Origin of the sequence: Dietzia sp. CW19, assembly GCF_014145265.1 — a bacterium.
GTDB classification, from domain to species: domain Bacteria; phylum Actinomycetota; class Actinomycetes; order Mycobacteriales; family Mycobacteriaceae; genus Dietzia; species Dietzia natronolimnaea.
Genome location: NZ_JAALEE010000140.1, coordinates 1 through 14517, shown reverse-complemented (window position 1 = coordinate 14517; position 14517 = coordinate 1). Strand labels below are relative to the sequence as shown.

General features: G+C 68.1%; 21 protein-coding genes. 20 read left to right on the top strand and 1 reads right to left on the bottom strand.

What is annotated here, in order from left to right; all coding sequences use genetic code 11:
* From G6021_RS05015 to rplQ, 20 genes are all read left to right on the top strand, one after another.
* The coding region (locus G6021_RS05015; protein WP_182640772.1) for an alpha/beta hydrolase family protein at positions 1 to 1266 on the top strand (1266 nt) is incomplete at its 5' end.
* 145 nt (positions 1267 to 1411) lie between these two features.
* Positions 1412 to 1780 carry a 50S ribosomal protein L14 gene (gene rplN / locus G6021_RS05010; RefSeq protein WP_095717592.1) on the top strand — a complete coding sequence of 123 codons (369 nt, stop codon included), beginning with the start codon at positions 1412 to 1414 and terminating at the stop codon, positions 1778 to 1780.
* Position 1781: 1 nt separating this feature from the next.
* Positions 1782 to 2096: a 50S ribosomal protein L24 gene (gene rplX, locus G6021_RS05005; protein ID WP_179525919.1), complete on the top strand. Its 315-nt coding sequence runs from the start codon at positions 1782 to 1784 to the stop codon at positions 2094 to 2096.
* Between the two features lie 2 nt (positions 2097 to 2098).
* Positions 2099 to 2671 carry a 50S ribosomal protein L5 gene (gene rplE / locus G6021_RS05000; protein WP_179525918.1) on the top strand — a complete coding sequence of 191 codons (573 nt, stop codon included), beginning with the start codon at positions 2099 to 2101 and terminating at the stop codon, positions 2669 to 2671.
* Between the two features lie 273 nt (positions 2672 to 2944).
* Positions 2945 to 3343: a 30S ribosomal protein S8 gene (rpsH, locus tag G6021_RS04995; RefSeq protein WP_179525917.1), complete on the top strand. Its 399-nt coding sequence runs from the start codon at positions 2945 to 2947 to the stop codon at positions 3341 to 3343.
* Positions 3344 to 3354: 11 nt separating this feature from the next.
* Positions 3355 to 3891, top strand: a complete 537-nt coding sequence (gene rplF / locus G6021_RS04990) for a 50S ribosomal protein L6 (protein ID WP_179525916.1) — start codon at positions 3355 to 3357, stop codon at positions 3889 to 3891.
* Positions 3892 to 3893: 2 nt separating this feature from the next.
* Positions 3894 to 4289 (top strand): 50S ribosomal protein L18, encoded by a 396-nt coding sequence (gene rplR, locus G6021_RS04985; RefSeq protein WP_241730653.1) that lies wholly within the window; start codon positions 3894 to 3896, stop codon positions 4287 to 4289.
* A 43-nt stretch (positions 4290 to 4332) separates the two neighbouring features.
* On the top strand, positions 4333 to 5001 hold the full coding sequence (rpsE, locus tag G6021_RS04980) for a 30S ribosomal protein S5 (protein ID WP_182616011.1): 669 nt from the start codon (positions 4333 to 4335) through the stop codon (positions 4999 to 5001).
* Positions 5002 to 5004: 3 nt separating this feature from the next.
* The gene (gene rpmD / locus G6021_RS04975) at positions 5005 to 5187 is read left to right on the top strand and encodes a 50S ribosomal protein L30 (RefSeq protein ID WP_017838209.1); all 183 of its coding nucleotides are present in this window, start codon (positions 5005 to 5007) and stop codon (positions 5185 to 5187) included.
* A gap of 2 nt (positions 5188 to 5189) precedes the next feature.
* Positions 5190 to 5639, top strand: coding sequence for a 50S ribosomal protein L15 (gene rplO / locus G6021_RS04970; RefSeq protein ID WP_179525914.1), 450 nt, complete (start codon positions 5190 to 5192; stop codon positions 5637 to 5639).
* A gap of 205 nt (positions 5640 to 5844) precedes the next feature.
* On the top strand, positions 5845 to 7167 hold the full coding sequence (gene secY, locus G6021_RS04965) for a preprotein translocase subunit SecY (protein ID WP_182609295.1): 1323 nt from the start codon (positions 5845 to 5847) through the stop codon (positions 7165 to 7167).
* Between the two features lie 50 nt (positions 7168 to 7217).
* Positions 7218 to 7763 carry an adenylate kinase gene (locus tag G6021_RS04960; protein ID WP_182640771.1) on the top strand — a complete coding sequence of 182 codons (546 nt, stop codon included), beginning with the start codon at positions 7218 to 7220 and terminating at the stop codon, positions 7761 to 7763.
* A 6-nt stretch (positions 7764 to 7769) separates the two neighbouring features.
* Positions 7770 to 8573 (top strand): type I methionyl aminopeptidase, encoded by an 804-nt coding sequence (gene map / locus G6021_RS04955; RefSeq protein WP_182609293.1) that lies wholly within the window; start codon positions 7770 to 7772, stop codon positions 8571 to 8573.
* A gap of 87 nt (positions 8574 to 8660) precedes the next feature.
* A complete protein-coding gene (locus tag G6021_RS04950; RefSeq protein ID WP_187700450.1) occupies positions 8661 to 9941 on the top strand; it encodes a lipase family protein in 1281 nt (426 codons plus the stop codon).
* Positions 9942 to 10054: 113 nt separating this feature from the next.
* Entirely contained in the window at positions 10055 to 10276 is a 222-nt protein-coding gene (gene infA / locus G6021_RS04945; RefSeq protein ID WP_010541191.1) for a translation initiation factor IF-1, read from the top strand.
* Positions 10277 to 10445: 169 nt separating this feature from the next.
* Positions 10446 to 10814, top strand: coding sequence for a 30S ribosomal protein S13 (rpsM, locus tag G6021_RS04940; RefSeq protein ID WP_179525910.1), 369 nt, complete (start codon positions 10446 to 10448; stop codon positions 10812 to 10814).
* Entirely contained in the window at positions 10814 to 11221 is a 408-nt protein-coding gene (rpsK, locus tag G6021_RS04935; RefSeq protein ID WP_017838216.1) for a 30S ribosomal protein S11, read from the top strand. Before rpsM ends, rpsK begins: the two co-directional genes overlap by 1 nt.
* A 22-nt stretch (positions 11222 to 11243) precedes the next feature.
* Positions 11244 to 11849, top strand: a complete 606-nt coding sequence (gene rpsD / locus G6021_RS04930) for a 30S ribosomal protein S4 (protein ID WP_179525909.1) — start codon at positions 11244 to 11246, stop codon at positions 11847 to 11849.
* 106 nt (positions 11850 to 11955) lie between these two features.
* Complete coding sequence (locus G6021_RS04925; RefSeq protein WP_067716627.1) at positions 11956 to 12990, top strand: DNA-directed RNA polymerase subunit alpha; 1035 nt, start codon at positions 11956 to 11958, stop codon at positions 12988 to 12990.
* Between the two features lie 34 nt (positions 12991 to 13024).
* Complete coding sequence (rplQ, locus tag G6021_RS04920; protein WP_179525908.1) at positions 13025 to 13630, top strand: 50S ribosomal protein L17; 606 nt, start codon at positions 13025 to 13027, stop codon at positions 13628 to 13630.
* Positions 13631 to 13739: 109 nt separating this feature from the next.
* On the opposite strand, the gene G6021_RS04915 is transcribed toward rplQ, so the two are convergent.
* A partial coding sequence (locus G6021_RS04915) for an SGNH/GDSL hydrolase family protein (protein WP_182640770.1) occupies positions 13740 to 14517 on the bottom strand: 778 nt, incomplete at its 5' end.

Here is a 14517-nt window from a genome sequence, read left to right as displayed (position 1 = left end):
GCGGGGACGGCGGGGGCGCAGAGCCTCGACCCCGGATCCCTGGTGCCGAGCGTCGCACCGGGCAGCCTGCTCGGGGTCCCGTCGCTGAGCGTCGCCGCCCTCACGCAGTTGGGCGCCCCCATCCCGCTGACGTCCGTGCTCGGTTCGGTCGCCGCCGCCGGGTCCGGTGACTTCCCCCGCCCGGGCAGCTCCCAATCGCCCTCGGGGCCCGTCTCCACGCGCGACGGTTCGATCACGCAGACGACGGTGCGCCACATCGCCCCGCTGTTCCCGGGCTCGTTGAACCCCGTCGACCGCCGGGCGGAGGTCTGGACCGTCACATCGGCATCGATGCAGCGGACCGTCCGGGTCGAGGTGTACCGGGCGCCGGACGGCGTGGACGCCCCCAACGTGTATTTCCTCGACGGCGTGGGAAGCGAATCCCCGTCGGGGTGGAGCACCGGGATGGGCTGGGGGGACCCGGCCCTGCGCGACCGCGCGGTCAACGTGATCGCGCCGACGGGTGCTCCTGCCTCCATGTGGTCGGACTGGCAGGCCGACGACCCGGTCCTGGGGCCGAACATGTGGGAGACCTTCCTCATCGACGAGCTCCCGCCCCTCCTGGAGCAGGGGCTGAGCGGTTCGGCCGCTCCGCTTGCGCACAACGGCAGCTGGGGGGTGATGGGCCTGTCGATGGGTGCTTCCGCGGCCGTTCACCTGGCCAACACCAACCCGGGGATGTTCGACGCGGTCGCCGGGATCAGCGGCGCCTACTCCACGATGGACGAGCTGGGTTACCAGTACGCGCGGTTGACCGTGGCCGCGCGGAACGGCGACGCCACGAACATGTGGGGCCCGCGGGGGTCCCAGGCGTGGCGGGACCACGACACCGTGGCCGACCCGTCCGGACTCGCCGGCAAGACCGTGTACCTCAGTGCCGCCACGGGCCGGGTGGGCTCGGCCGAGCTGGGGCACTTCGGCAGCAACGAGATGATCCTCGTGGACGGGCACGTCCTCGAGAAGGGCTCCTACGAGAGCACCAGGAAGCTCGAGTCCGCCCTGGCCGGAGTCGCGGGGGTCGACCTGCGGATGAACTACATGCCGACCGGCATCCACAACTGGCCCGTCTTCGTGACCCAGATGCTGCCGGGGATGGATCACATCCTGTCGGGTCTTGCGCCGGCGGTCCCGAGCCTCCGGCCGGCGTCCGGGGGAGTGGATCCCGGTTCCGCCGGCTCGGCGGGGTCGCTGGGGTCGACCGGATCGGCCGGCTCCCTCGGCGGCTGAGGGCGATTTGGGGCTCGGGCGCCGGGACCCCTACACTGGAACAGTTGCCCGTGGTAGCCGCGTCGCGAGACCGGTGCGGGTGACGTGGCCGCGTGTGTCGGGTCGGAATCCGGCACACATCTGAACAAGCCTGGTCAGGAGAACCATGATCCAGCAGGAGTCGCGACTCAAGATCGCCGACAACACGGGTGCCAAGGAGATTCTCTGCATCCGCGTTCTCGGCGGATCCAAGCGTCGCTACGCAGGCGTGGGCGACATCATCGTCGCCACCGTCAAGGACGCCATCCCCGGTGGCAACGTCAAGAAGGGTGAGGTCGTCAAGGCCGTCATCGTGCGCACCGCCAAGGAGCGCCGTCGCCCGGACGGCTCGTACATCAAGTTCGACGAGAACGCCGCCGTCATCATCAAGAACGACAACGACCCGCGTGGTACCCGTATCTTCGGGCCCGTCGGTCGCGAACTGCGCGACAAGAAGTTCATGCGCATCGTCTCGCTGGCTCCGGAGGTGCTCTGACATGAAGGTCCACAAGGGCGACACGGTGCTCGTCATCGCCGGCAAGGACAAGGGCGCCAAGGGCAAGGTCATCCAGGCCTTCCCCGCGCAGGAGAAGGTCCTCGTCGAGGGCGTGAACCGCATCAAGAAGCACACCGCCAACTCGGCTGCCGAGCGTGGCGCCTCCTCCGGTGGCATCGTCACGCAGGAGGCCCCGATCCACGTGTCCAACGTGATGGTCGTGGACGCGGACGGCGCCCCGTCGCGCGTCGGAATCCGCACCGACGAGAACGGTAAGCGCGTCCGGGTCTCGCGCAAGACCGGGAAGGACCTGTGACCATGACCGAAACCGCACTTCCCACCGGGTACACGCCGCGTCTCAAGGCGCGGTACAGCGCCGAGATCAAGCCGGCCCTGAACGAGACGTTCGAGTACGCGAACGTCATGCAGATCCCGGGCGTCGTCAAGGTCGTCGTCAACATGGGTGTCGGTGACGCCGCCCGTGACGCCAAGCTGATCAACGGCGCGATCACCGACCTCACGCTGATCACCGGCCAGAAGCCGCAGATCCGCCGGGCCCGCAAGTCCATCGCGCAGTTCAAGCTCCGCGAGGGGATGCCTATCGGCGCGCGTGTGACGCTGCGCGGTGACCGCATGTGGGAGTTCCTCGATCGTCTGACGACGATCGCCCTCCCGCGAATCCGCGACTTCCGCGGCCTCTCGGGCAAGCAGTTCGACGGTCACGGCAACTACACCTTCGGGCTCAACGAGCAGACCATGTTCTACGAGATCGACGTGGACAAGGTCGACCGCCCCCGCGGCATGGACATCACGGTCGTCACCACCGCGACGAACGACGAAGAGGGTCGGGCGCTGCTCAAGCACCTCGGCTTCCCCTTCAAGGAGGACTGACCTCACGGGTCAGGGCCGGACCGGCCGTCCGCGCCGGGGCCCCGCATCAGCGGGTCCCCGGCGACGGGCAGACGGCCCAGCCGTCGGGTCGCGGGTGGCGAGAAGAGCGCCACGCGCGGCGGGTCCCCCGCAGATCGTCAGACGATCGGCGGGCCCCACACAACAGAACATTCGAACTCTTCGTGATAGGCCCACGACGGACACGGCCGGCCCACAGGTCGACCGCACCCGTGCTGCATGGGAACCGTGACGAGAAAGGAACATGGTAAATCCATGTCGATGACCGACCCCATCGCGGACATGTTGACGCGTGTGCGTAACGCCAACTCGGCGTACCACGACACCGTCTCCATGCCGCATTCCAAGATCAAGGGCAACATCGCGGCGATCCTCAAGCAAGAGGGTTACATCACCGACTACGCCGTCGAGGACGCCGAGGTGGGCAAGAAGCTCACCATCGACCTCAAGTACGGCCCGTCGCGCCAGCGCAGCCTGCAGGGCATCAAGCGAGTCTCCAAGCCGGGTCTCCGCGTGTACGCCAAGTCCACCGGCCTGCCCAAGGTCCTCGGCGGACTGGGTATCGCGATCATCTCGACCTCCCAGGGTCTGCTCACGGACCGTCAGGCGAACTACAAGAAGGTGGGCGGGGAAGTCCTCGCCTACGTCTGGTAAGGGGGCGAGAAATGTCACGAATCGGCAAGGCTCCGATCACCGTTCCGTCCGGCGTCGACATCAAGGTCGACGGCCAGACCATCACCGTCAAGGGTCCCAAGGGTGAGCTCACCCAGGATCTCCCCGCACCGATCACGGTGTCGGTCGAGGAGGGCACCATCACGGTGAACCGTCCCGACGACCACCGGGACAACCGGTCGCTGCACGGCCTCTCCCGCTCCCTGGTCAACAACATGGTCGTGGGCGTCACCGAGGGTTACGTGCAGAAGATGGAGATCTTCGGCGTGGGTTACCGCGTCGTCGCCAAGGGCACGGACCTCGAGTTCGCCCTCGGCTACTCGCACCCCGTGCCGATCGCGGCACCCGACGGCATCACGTTCGCCGTCGAGGGCGCCACGAAGTTCTCGATCTCCGGGATCGACAAGCAGCAGGTGGGCCAGATCGCCGCCAACATCAAGCGGCTGCGGAAGCACGACCCGTACAAGGGCAAGGGCATCCGTTACGAGGGCGAGCAGGTCCGTCGCAAGGTCGGAAAGACGGGTAAGTGACCATGAGCAGCACAAAGAAGCGTTCCCCGCTGGGTACCGACGTCTCGACAGCACGTCGTGTCGGCCGTACCCGGCGCCACTACCGCCTCCGCAAGAAGGTCGCCGGTACCCCCGAGCGTCCGCGGTTGGTCGTCAACCGGTCCTCGCGCCACATCCACGCCCAGATCATCGACGACCTGGCCGGCCGCACGCTGGCCGCCGCGTCGACGATCGAGGCCGATGTCCGCACTCTCGAGGGCGACAAGAAGGACCGCAGCGCGAAGGTCGGCCAGCTCCTGGCCGAGCGCGCCAAGGCCGCCGGCATCGATGCCGTCGTGTTCGACCGTGGTGGCAACAAGTACCACGGCCGGATCGCGTCCCTGGCCGACGCCGCCCGCGAGGGTGGGCTGGAGTTCTGATGACCAAGACCACTGCACTGACCCTTAACGGAAGGACCGTCTGATGCCGGGACGTCAGCGTCGTGACGGCGGAAGCACCGGGCCCGCCGCGGACAACAAGACCACCACCAACGACAACGCCCAGGGCGGCCGCAGCGGCGGCGGCGGGGGCCGTGGCCGTGGCGGAAACGATCGTCGCGGTGGCCGCGACGACGAGAAGTCACAGTTCATCGAGCGTGTCGTCACCATCAACCGCGTCTCCAAGGTCGTCAAGGGCGGTCGGCGATTCAGCTTCACCGCCCTCGTGATCCTGGGGGACGGCAACGGCATGGTCGGCGTCGGCTACGGCAAGGCCAAGGAGGTGCCGGCGGCGATCCAGAAGGGGTCGGAGGAGGCCCGGAAGAACTTCTTCCGCGTCCCGCTCATCGGCTCCACCATCCCGCACCCGATCCAGGGTGAGGCGGCCGCGGGCGTCGTCATGCTCCGTCCGGCCTCGCCGGGTACCGGTGTGATCGCGGGCGGCGCGGCGCGTGCCGTGCTCGAGTGCGCCGGCGTGCACGACATCCTGTGCAAGTCGCTGGGGTCGGACAACGCCATCAACGTCGTCCACGCCACGGTGACCGCGCTCAAGGGTCTCCATCGTCCCGAGGAGGTCGCGGCCCGCCGTGGTCTGCCCATCGAGGACGTCGCACCCGCGGGCATGCTCCGCGCACGTGCCGGACAGGGGGCGTAGATCATGGCCAACCTCAAGATCACCCAGGTCCGCGGCACTGTCGGGACCAAGCAGAACCAGAAGGACTCCCTGCGGACGTTGGGACTCAAGGGCATCCGGAAGACGGTCGTCCGTGAGGACAACGCTCAGACCCGGGGTCTCATCAACGTCGTGAACCACCTCGTCGTGGTCGAAGAGACGGAGTGAGCATGACCATCAAGTTGCATCACCTGCGCCCGGCACCCGGCGCCCACACCGACAAGATCCGCGTGGGTCGCGGTGAGGGCGGCAAGCGGGGCAAGACCGCCGGTCGCGGTACCAAGGGAACCAAGGCACGCAAGAACGTCCCCGCGGCGTTCGAGGGTGGCCAGATGCCGATCCACATGCGTCTTCCGAAGCTCAAGGGCTTCAAGAACCGCAACAAGGTCGTCTTCCAGGTCGTCAACGTGTCCGACATCCAGCGGTTGTTCCCCTCCGGTGGGCAGGTCGGCGTCGCCGAGCTCGTCGCCGCGGGGGCCGTCCGCAAGAACCAGCCGGTCAAGGTCCTGGGCGACGGGGACATCTCCGTGGCCGTGACCGTGGCCGTCGACAAGGTGTCCGCGTCGGCCAAGACCAAGATCGAGGCCGCCGGCGGAAGCGTGTCGGAGGCCGGGGCCTGAGTCCCCGACCGGCCCCCGACGGGGCCGGATGACGGGTGCAGGGGTCGGGTCCGAGAGTCTCGGATCCGGCCCCTGCGCTCATCTTGATACAGTTTTTCTTGTTGTGCGTTCGGGGTGCGGCACCACTGCCGTCGGTCTGACCCTCCCGGCGCATCTGCATTCGACGAAGGCGGCGGCTACGGGCCGTCCATGACCAGGAGGACATGTGCTCTCCGCACTCGCGTCCGCGATCAAGGACACGGATCTGAGGAAGAAGATCTTCTTCACCCTCGGGATCATCATCCTCTACCGCATCGGCGCGCAGATCCCGTCGCCCGGTGTCGACTACCCCAAGCTCCGGGGACTCCTCGACACCGCGATGACCGGGGACAACGCGCAGTTGTACTCCCTGGTCAACCTGTTCTCCGGCGGCGCACTCCTGCAGTTGTCCGTGTTCGCGATCGGCATCATGCCGTACATCACGGCGAGCATCATCGTGCAGCTGCTGACCGTGGTGATCCCCTACTTCGAGCAACTCAAGAAGGAGGGGCAGTCCGGTCAGGCCAAGATGACGCAGTACACGCGTTATCTCACCATCGCGCTGGCCGTGCTGCAGTCCGCCGGCATCGTGGCGCTCGCCGACCGCGGGCAGCTGCTCGGCAACGGCGAGTCCGTCCTGATGGACGATGACATCCTCACCCTGGCCACCATCGTCATCGTGATGACCGCCGGCGCAGCGCTCGTCATGTGGTTCGGTGAGCTCATCACCGACCGCGGCGTCGGCAACGGCATGTCGCTGCTGATCTTCGCCGGCATCGCCTCGCGGATCCCCGCCGAGGGCGTCAACATCTACCAGAACTCCTCGACGTTGAAGTTCGCCGCGGTCATGTTCGCGGTGGTGCTGATCGTCGTCGCGGTCGTGTTCGTCGAGCAGGGCCAGCGCCGTATCCCGGTCCAGTACGCCAAGCGCATGGTCGGACGTCGTCAGTACGGCGGCACGTCGACCTACCTGCCGCTCAAGGTCAACCAGGCCGGCGTCATCCCCGTGATCTTCGCGTCGTCCATGATGTACGTGCCGATCCTCATCACCCAGCTGATCCAGGGGCCGGAGCCCGCCGCGGACGGGTTCTGGCAGCGCTACGTCATGCAGTACCTGCAGAACCCCTCGAGCTGGGGCTACATCCTGCTGTACTTCGCCCTGATCATCTTCTTCGCCTACTTCTACGTGGCCATCCAGTTCGATCCGATGGAGCAGGCCGAGAACATGAAGAAGTACGGCGGCTTCATCCCGGGCATCCGCCCGGGTCGCCCGACTGCCGAGTACCTCGGGTACGTGCTCAACCGGATCCTGCTGTTCGGTTCCCTGTACCTCGGGTTGATCGCGGTGCTGCCCAACGTCTTCCTCGACATGGGTAGCGGGGGTGGAGACATGCAGAACATGCCGTTCGGTGGCACCGCTGTGCTCATCATGGTGTCGGTGGGTCTCGACACCGTGAAGCAGATCGAGGCACAGCTCATGCAGCGCAACTACGAGGGCTTCCTCAAGTAGTCGCCCGCGTCCCCCGAGCACATCACACTGAAGAAAGGCTGGTCCCCACCATGCGTCTCGTCCTCCTCGGCCCCCCCGGCGCCGGCAAGGGAACCCAGGCGGCCCTGCTGTCGGAGAAGCTCGGGATCCCGCACATCTCCACGGGTGACCTCTTCCGGGCCAACATCTCCCAGGGGACGGACCTCGGCAAGGAGGCCAAGTCCTACATCGACGCCGGGAACCTCGTTCCCGCCGACGTCACCAACCGCATGGTCGAGGCGCGTATCGGTGAACCCGACGCCACCGAGGGGTTCCTGCTCGACGGCTACCCCCGCAGTGTCGAGCAGGCCGATGCGCTCAAGGACATGCTCGCCGAGGCGGGTCTCGAGCTCGACGCCGTGATCGAGTTCAAGGTCGACGAGGACACCGTGGTCGCGCGGATGCTCGCCCGCGGTCGTGAGGACGACACGGAGGACGTGATCCGCAACCGCATGGCCGTCTACCGGTCCGAGACGGCACCCCTCCTCGAGTACTACGGCGACGATGTCACGACCGTCGACGCCGTGGGCGAGGTCGACGAGATCAACGCACGGGCCCTCGCCGCGCTGGATCGCTGAGCAGTCGTGTTCGGTCGGTCGCGCACGAGCGTGGTGACAGCGCGCACTCCCGGCGAGCTGGACGCGATGGAGGAGGCCGGCCGGATCGTCGGTCGTGCGCTCGTCGCCGCACGCGAGGCGGCGGTTCCGGGCGCGACCACCGCGGATCTCGACTCGCTGGTCGACCAGCTGATCCGGGACGCCGGTGCGGTCCCGTCCTTCAAGGGGTACGAGGGGTTCCCCGGGTCGATCTGCTCGTCCGTCAACGAGGTGGTCGTCCACGGGATCCCGGGACCCACCACCGTCCTGCAGGAGGGCGACCTGGTCTCGGTCGACTGCGGCGCGGTGCTGGACGGGTGGCACGGCGACTCCGCGTGGACCTTCGGCGTGGGCGAGTTGGACCCTCAGGTGGCCCTTCTCAACCAGGCGACGCGGGAGGTGCTCGCGGAGGGCATCCTCGCCATGACTCCCGGTAGCCGCCTGACGGACGTCTCGCACGCCCTGGAGACCGCCACGCGTCGCGCGGAGCAGCGTCTCGGCGTCACCCTCGGGATAGTCGACGGGTTCGGCGGGCACGGCATCGGTCGTGAGATGCACGAGTGGCCGTTCCTCGCCAACGAGGGCAAGCCGGGCAAGGGGCCGCGGCTCCAGGAGGGGTCCGTCCTGGCCGTCGAGCCCATGCTCGTCCTGGGTGGCGAGACCGACACCCGCACCCTGGCCGACGACTGGACGGTCGTCACGGTGGACGGGTCGCCGTCGTCACACTGGGAGCACACGGTCGCCGTCACCGCCGACGGCCCCCGTGTGCTCACCGTTCGGCCCACGGACTGAGCGCGGTCGCGGGGGACCGGTGCCGGGCCCTCCGGGCCTCAGGTTAGAGTGTTCCCACTGTTGACCACCGGCCTGAAAGGTCAGGGCATGCTCGTTCACCCCCACGTGCGCCGAACCACGATCACACCGACGCGCACGGCTGTGGCGGCTGTCCTCACGATGGTGGTGATCCTGGCCCAGATGGCGGGACCGACCCCGTCCGCGGCCGCGCAGTCGCTGATGGAGGGCGGACAGGGGTCCCTGATGGAGGACCCCCAGCCGGCGCCGTTCTATCACGCGGACCCCGCGGTGCTCGCGGCCGCGGGTCTCGGACAGGTGATCAACACCCGGGTCGTGACCATGCCCGCGTTCCTCGGGTACGAGGTGACGGAGATCGCGTACCGGTCGACCGACACCCGGGATCGTCCGATCCTCGCGACCGCGACGGTGGTCCGGCCGCCCCACGCGCGCCCGAACGGCCCCGTCCTGAGCTACCAGCACTACCTGAACGCACTGGGGCAGAGCTGCGCCCCCACCGAGACCCTGGTCAACCCGACCCTCGAGACGGTGCAGGACAACGCGATGGCGTTCCTGCGGGTCCGGCTGGACCAGGGCTGGACGGTGCTCATCCCCGATCATCTCGGTCCCAAGGTCGCCTACCCCGGGGGACAGCTGTCCGCGCGGATCGTGCTGGACGGGATGCGGGCCGTCCGCGACGACCCCCGGTTCGACGCGCGGCACAGCCGGTTCGGGGCGCTGGGGTACTCGGGTGGCGGGATCGCCAGTGCCTGGGTGTCGCTCATGCACGACGACTACGCACCGGACGTCAACCTGGTGGGGGTCGCCCAGGGCGGCATCCCGACGGACATGACGACGATGGCGCGGATGATCGGCAACTGGCCGCACCCCGCGTTCGGGTTGGCCTTCGCCGCCGCCGTGGGGATGGCGCGGGAGTACCCGGAGGACATCCGTCTCGAGGAGAAGCTCACCCCCGAGGGCTGGGCGCTGTTCGAGCGGATGAAGGGCAGGTGCACGGCCTCGCTGCTGGTGTACGGCGCGTTCCGGTCCGTGCCCATGGTCCTCGAGGGGGGAGACCTGCTCGCGGAGGAGGGCCTGATGCGGGCCTTCGCGGAGAACAGCGTGCGCCTGACACCGGACGTCCCCCGGGTGCCGGTGTTCATGTGGCATTCCCGCACCGACCCGCTGGTGCCGTTCTGGGACGCGGAGGAGACCGCCACGCGTTACTGCCGCGAGGGGACCCCGCTCACGTGGGAGCCGGGGTTGGCGCCCGAGCATCTCCTCGGCGCGGTGGAGAAGTTGCCGGCCGCGATGAACTGGCTGCAGCAGCGCTTCGACGGCGTGCCGGCAGGACGCGCCTGCTACGGGTGAGCGCCGATTGGCACTAGAACGACCACTGACGTAGGCTTATACGTCGGTGTGCCCACCAGTGCACCAGAATCCGGTAGACGACATCCGGGGAATCGTGGAGGACCGTAACCAGCATGGCAAAGAAGGACGGAGCCATCGAGGTCGAGGGCCGAGTTGTCGAGCCGTTGCCGAACGCAATGTTCCGCGTCGAGCTCGAGAACGGACACAAGGTCCTCGCGCACATCAGTGGGAAGATGCGGCAGCACTACATCCGCATTCTCCCCGAGGACCGGGTGGTCGTCGAGCTGTCACCGTACGACCTCACCCGCGGTCGGATCGTCTACCGCTACAAGTAAAGCGCTCAACTCCCTGAACCAGCCGCCTCTGAAGTACCTGGTCGAGGCGGGTACCACACCCCTGGATGCGGAGGCCAGGGCCCCGGACGGATGCTCATCGTGAGATGACCATGCGGCATCGGGGACGGTCGGGGAGCAGACCTACCGCACGACGAAAGAGAAACGCCACATGGCACGTCTTGCCGGCGTTGATCTCCCACGTGACAAGCGTATGGAGATCGCGCTCACCTACATTTTCGGCATCGGTCGCACGCGGGCCGTCGAGATCCTCGAGCGGACCGGGGTCAGCCCGGACCTGCGCACCAAGGACCTCACCGACGAGCAGCTGACCGTCCTTCGTGACGACATCGAAGGCAACTACAAGGTCGAGGGTGACCTCCGCCGTGAGATCCAGGGCGATATCCGCCGGAAGATCGAGATCGGCAGTTACCAGGGCATCCGCCACCGCCGGGGTCTCCCCGTCCGCGGTCAGCGGACCAAGACCAACGCCCGCTCCCGCAAGGGCCCGAAGAAGACCGTCGCCGGAAAGAAGAAGTAATGCCCCCCAAGTCACGCGCTGCGGGCCCCAAGAAGACGGGCCGTCGCAGGGAGAAGAAGAACGTCGCTCACGGCCAGGCCCACATCAAGAGCACGTTCAACAACACGATCGTCTCGATCACGGATCCGTCCGGCGCCGTTCTGGCCTGGGCGTCCTCGGGCCACGTCGGTTTCAAGGGCTCGCGCAAGTCGACGCCCTTCGCCGCCCAGCTCGCCGCCGAGAACGCGGCCCGCAAGGCGCAGGAGCACGGCATGAAGAAGGTCGACGTGTTCGTCAAGGGCCCGGGTTCGGGTCGTGAGACCGCCATCCGTTCGCTCCAGGCCGCCGGCCTCGAGGTCGGCACGATCTCCGATGTCACCCCCCAGCCCCACAACGGCTGTCGTCCGCCCAAGCGGCGTCGAGTCTGAGCCGGAAGGAACGTAGAGAACCATGGCACGTTACACCGGCCCCGTCACCCGCAAGTCCCGCCGTCTGGGCGTGGACCTCGTCGGTGGGGACACCGCATTCGAACGTCGGCCCTTCCCGCCCGGCCACCACGGCCGCGCGCGGATCAAGGAGTCCGAGTACCGCACCCAGCTGCAGGAGAAGCAGAAGGCCCGCTTCACCTACGGCGTGATGGAGAAGCAGTTCCGTCGCTACTACGAGGAGGCCAACCGCCGGGGCGGTAAGACCGGCGAGAACCTCCTCCAGATCCTGGAATCGCGTCTGGACAACGTCGTGTACCGCGCGGGTCTCGCGCAGACGCGTCGCCAGGCACGCCAGCTCGTGAGCCACGGTCACTTCCGGGTCAACGACCAGAAGGTGACCATCCCGAGCTACCGGGTGTCGCAGTACGACATCATCGACGTCCGTCCCAAGTCCACCAAGATGGACTGGTACGAGATCGCCACCGAGATGCTCGGCGAGCGTCCCGTCCCGGCGTGGCTGCAGGTCGTCCCCACGACGCTCCGCATCCTCGTGCACCAGCTTCCCGAGCGCGCGCAGATCGATGTGCCGCTGCAGGAGCAGTTGATCGTCGAGCTCTACTCGAAGTGATCTGTCCTCCCCCGTCGCCGGGCGGGCCGCACATCGCGGCCCGCCCGGCGACGGTGGGTTACTACGGCGTCAAATAGCGGACGCCGAGAATCGAAAGAGGTAGCACATGCTCATCTCCCAGCGGCCCACCCTCACCGAGGAGGTCGTCTCCGAGAACCGCTCACGGTTCGTGCTCGAGCCCCTCGAGCCCGGTTTCGGCTACACCATCGGCAACTCCCTGCGTCGCACGCTGCTGTCGTCCATCCCGGGCGCGGCCGTGACCAGCATCCGCATCGAGGGTGTCCTGCACGAGTTCACCACCGTGCCGGGCGTCAAGGAGGATGTCACCGACATCATCCTGAACCTCAAGGGCCTGGTCGTCTCGTCCGTCGAGGACGAGCCGGTCACCATGTACCTCAAGAAGCAGGGCCCGGGAGCCGTCACCGCCGGTGACATCGTCCCGCCGTCCGGCGTCGAGGTGCACAACCCGGACCTGCACATCGCCACTCTCAACGAGAAGGGCCGTCTGGAGATCGAGCTGGTCGTCGAGCGCGGTCGTGGCTACGTCCCCGCGGGGCTCAACAAGGACGCGGGACACGAGATCGGCCGCATCCCGGTCGACTCGATCTACTCGCCCGTCCTCAAGGTCACCTACAAGGTCGAGGCCACCCGTGTGCACCAGCGCACGGACTTCGACCGCCTGGTCCTGGACGTCGAGACCAAGAACTCGATGACCGCCCGTGACGCCCTGGCGTCCGCAGGCAAGACGCTGGTCGAGCTCTTCGGCCTGGCACGTGAGCTCAACGACGAGGCCGAGGGCATCGAGATCGGGCCCAGCCCGGCCGAGGCCGATCACATCGCCGCCTACGGCATGCCGATCGACGACCTGGACCTGTCCGTCCGGTCCTACAACTGCCTCAAGCGCGAGGGTGTCCACACCGTGGGCGAGCTCGTGGCGCGCAGCGAGTCGGACCTGCTAGACATCCGCAACTTCGGTCAGAAGTCGATCGACGAGGTCAAGGTCAAGCTCGTCGAGCTCGGCCTGTCGCTCAAGGATGCGCCCCCCGGGTTCGATCCCGCCTCGGTCGCCGGCTACGACGCCGAGACCGGGACGTGGACCGACGAGGGCGGCGAGGATTACGCCGAGACCGAGCAGCTCTGACGAGCTCTCAGCACACCATTCCTAGGAGAATCTGATGCCCAAGCCCAAGAAGGGCGCCCGCCTCGGCGGATCCCCGGCCCACCAGCGGCTCATCCTGTCGAACCTGGCCACCCAGCTGTTCGAGCACGATGCGATCCGTACCACGGAGACCAAGGCAAAGCTGCTTCGTCCGTACGCGGAGAAGCTCATCACCAAGGCGCGCCGCGGCACGCTGGCCGACCGTCGTGAGGCCGCCAAGCTCGTCCGCAACAAGGACGTCCTGCACAAGCTGTTCGCCGAGATCGGCCCCCGGGTCGCCGACCGCGACGGTGGCTACACCCGGATCGTCAAGCTCGAGAACCGCAAGGGCGACAACGCGCCCATGGCGATGATCGCGCTCGTCACCGAGCCGCTGGCGTCCGCCGAGGCCACGCGCGCCACCCGCGCCGCCGCCTCCAAGAAGTCGGCCGACACCTCGGCCACGGAGTCCACCGACGACGAGACCACCGATGAGGTGACCGCCGAGGCCGAGGCCAACAGCCCGATCGCCGATCAGGTGGAGGCCGCCGACGACGCCGACGTGGACACCGCCGAGGAGACCGCCGACGCGGTGTCCGAGGACACCACCCACGCCACCAGCGAGGACACCGACAAGGCCTGAGTCGCGTCAGGCCCGATCCGTCACGGATCCGGTGTGAGGGCCCCGCCCACCGCGTCACGCGGTCGGCGGGGCCCTCGTCGTCGTCCCGTCGTCGTCTCGGCGGTCCCCGTCAGAGAACCGCGCCCACGGCCTCGGCCATCGCCCGGTGCCCCGCCGCGGTCGGGTGCATGGGATGCGACCCCGTCTCCTCGCCGGTGAAGTCGGTGTAGCGCTCCGTGGCCGGCGTGCAGGCGTGGCGTTCGGCGGCGTCCGCGGGCTGGACCACGTCCGCGCCCGCCCGTGCGGCGGCGTCCGAGACGATCATGGTGATCCGCTCTGTCACGTGCCGTGTCCAGGTGACGTCGCCCGGACTCATCCCGGAGACGAACTCGCAGCCGCCGTCGTCCGGGACCAGCGGGAGGTAGGCGGTGGTGACGATCCGCGCGTCGGGGGAGCGGTCGCGGATGCCGTCGTACACGCCGTCCAGCCGGGCGCCGAGGGCGTCGAGCTGGTCGGTCACGTCCACCTCGAGTCGGTCGCGGCACGGTGCCCCGGTCTCCGCCCGCGGGGTCTGGAGGAAGCACCCGACCATCGCGCCGAACCCGATGTCGTTGCCGCCGATCGACAGGGTCACCAGGTCCGTGTTCGGGGTCAGGGCGTCGAACTGGGCAGGTGCCCCGGCGAGCTGGGGCCCGGTCATGTGGGTGGTCTCCGCGCCGCCACACGTGACGTCGACGAGCTCACCCACGTCCTCGCGCTCGGCGAGCAGCGACGCGTAGTTCGCCGTGGAGCGGAGGCATCGCGCGGGCCCGCTCGTGGGGGCGTCGGTCGGACCCAGGGCGGCGAACGAGTCGCCCAGGGCCACGTAGCGGGCGTAGGTCGGGCCGGCGTCGGGAGCGAGGCCGGTG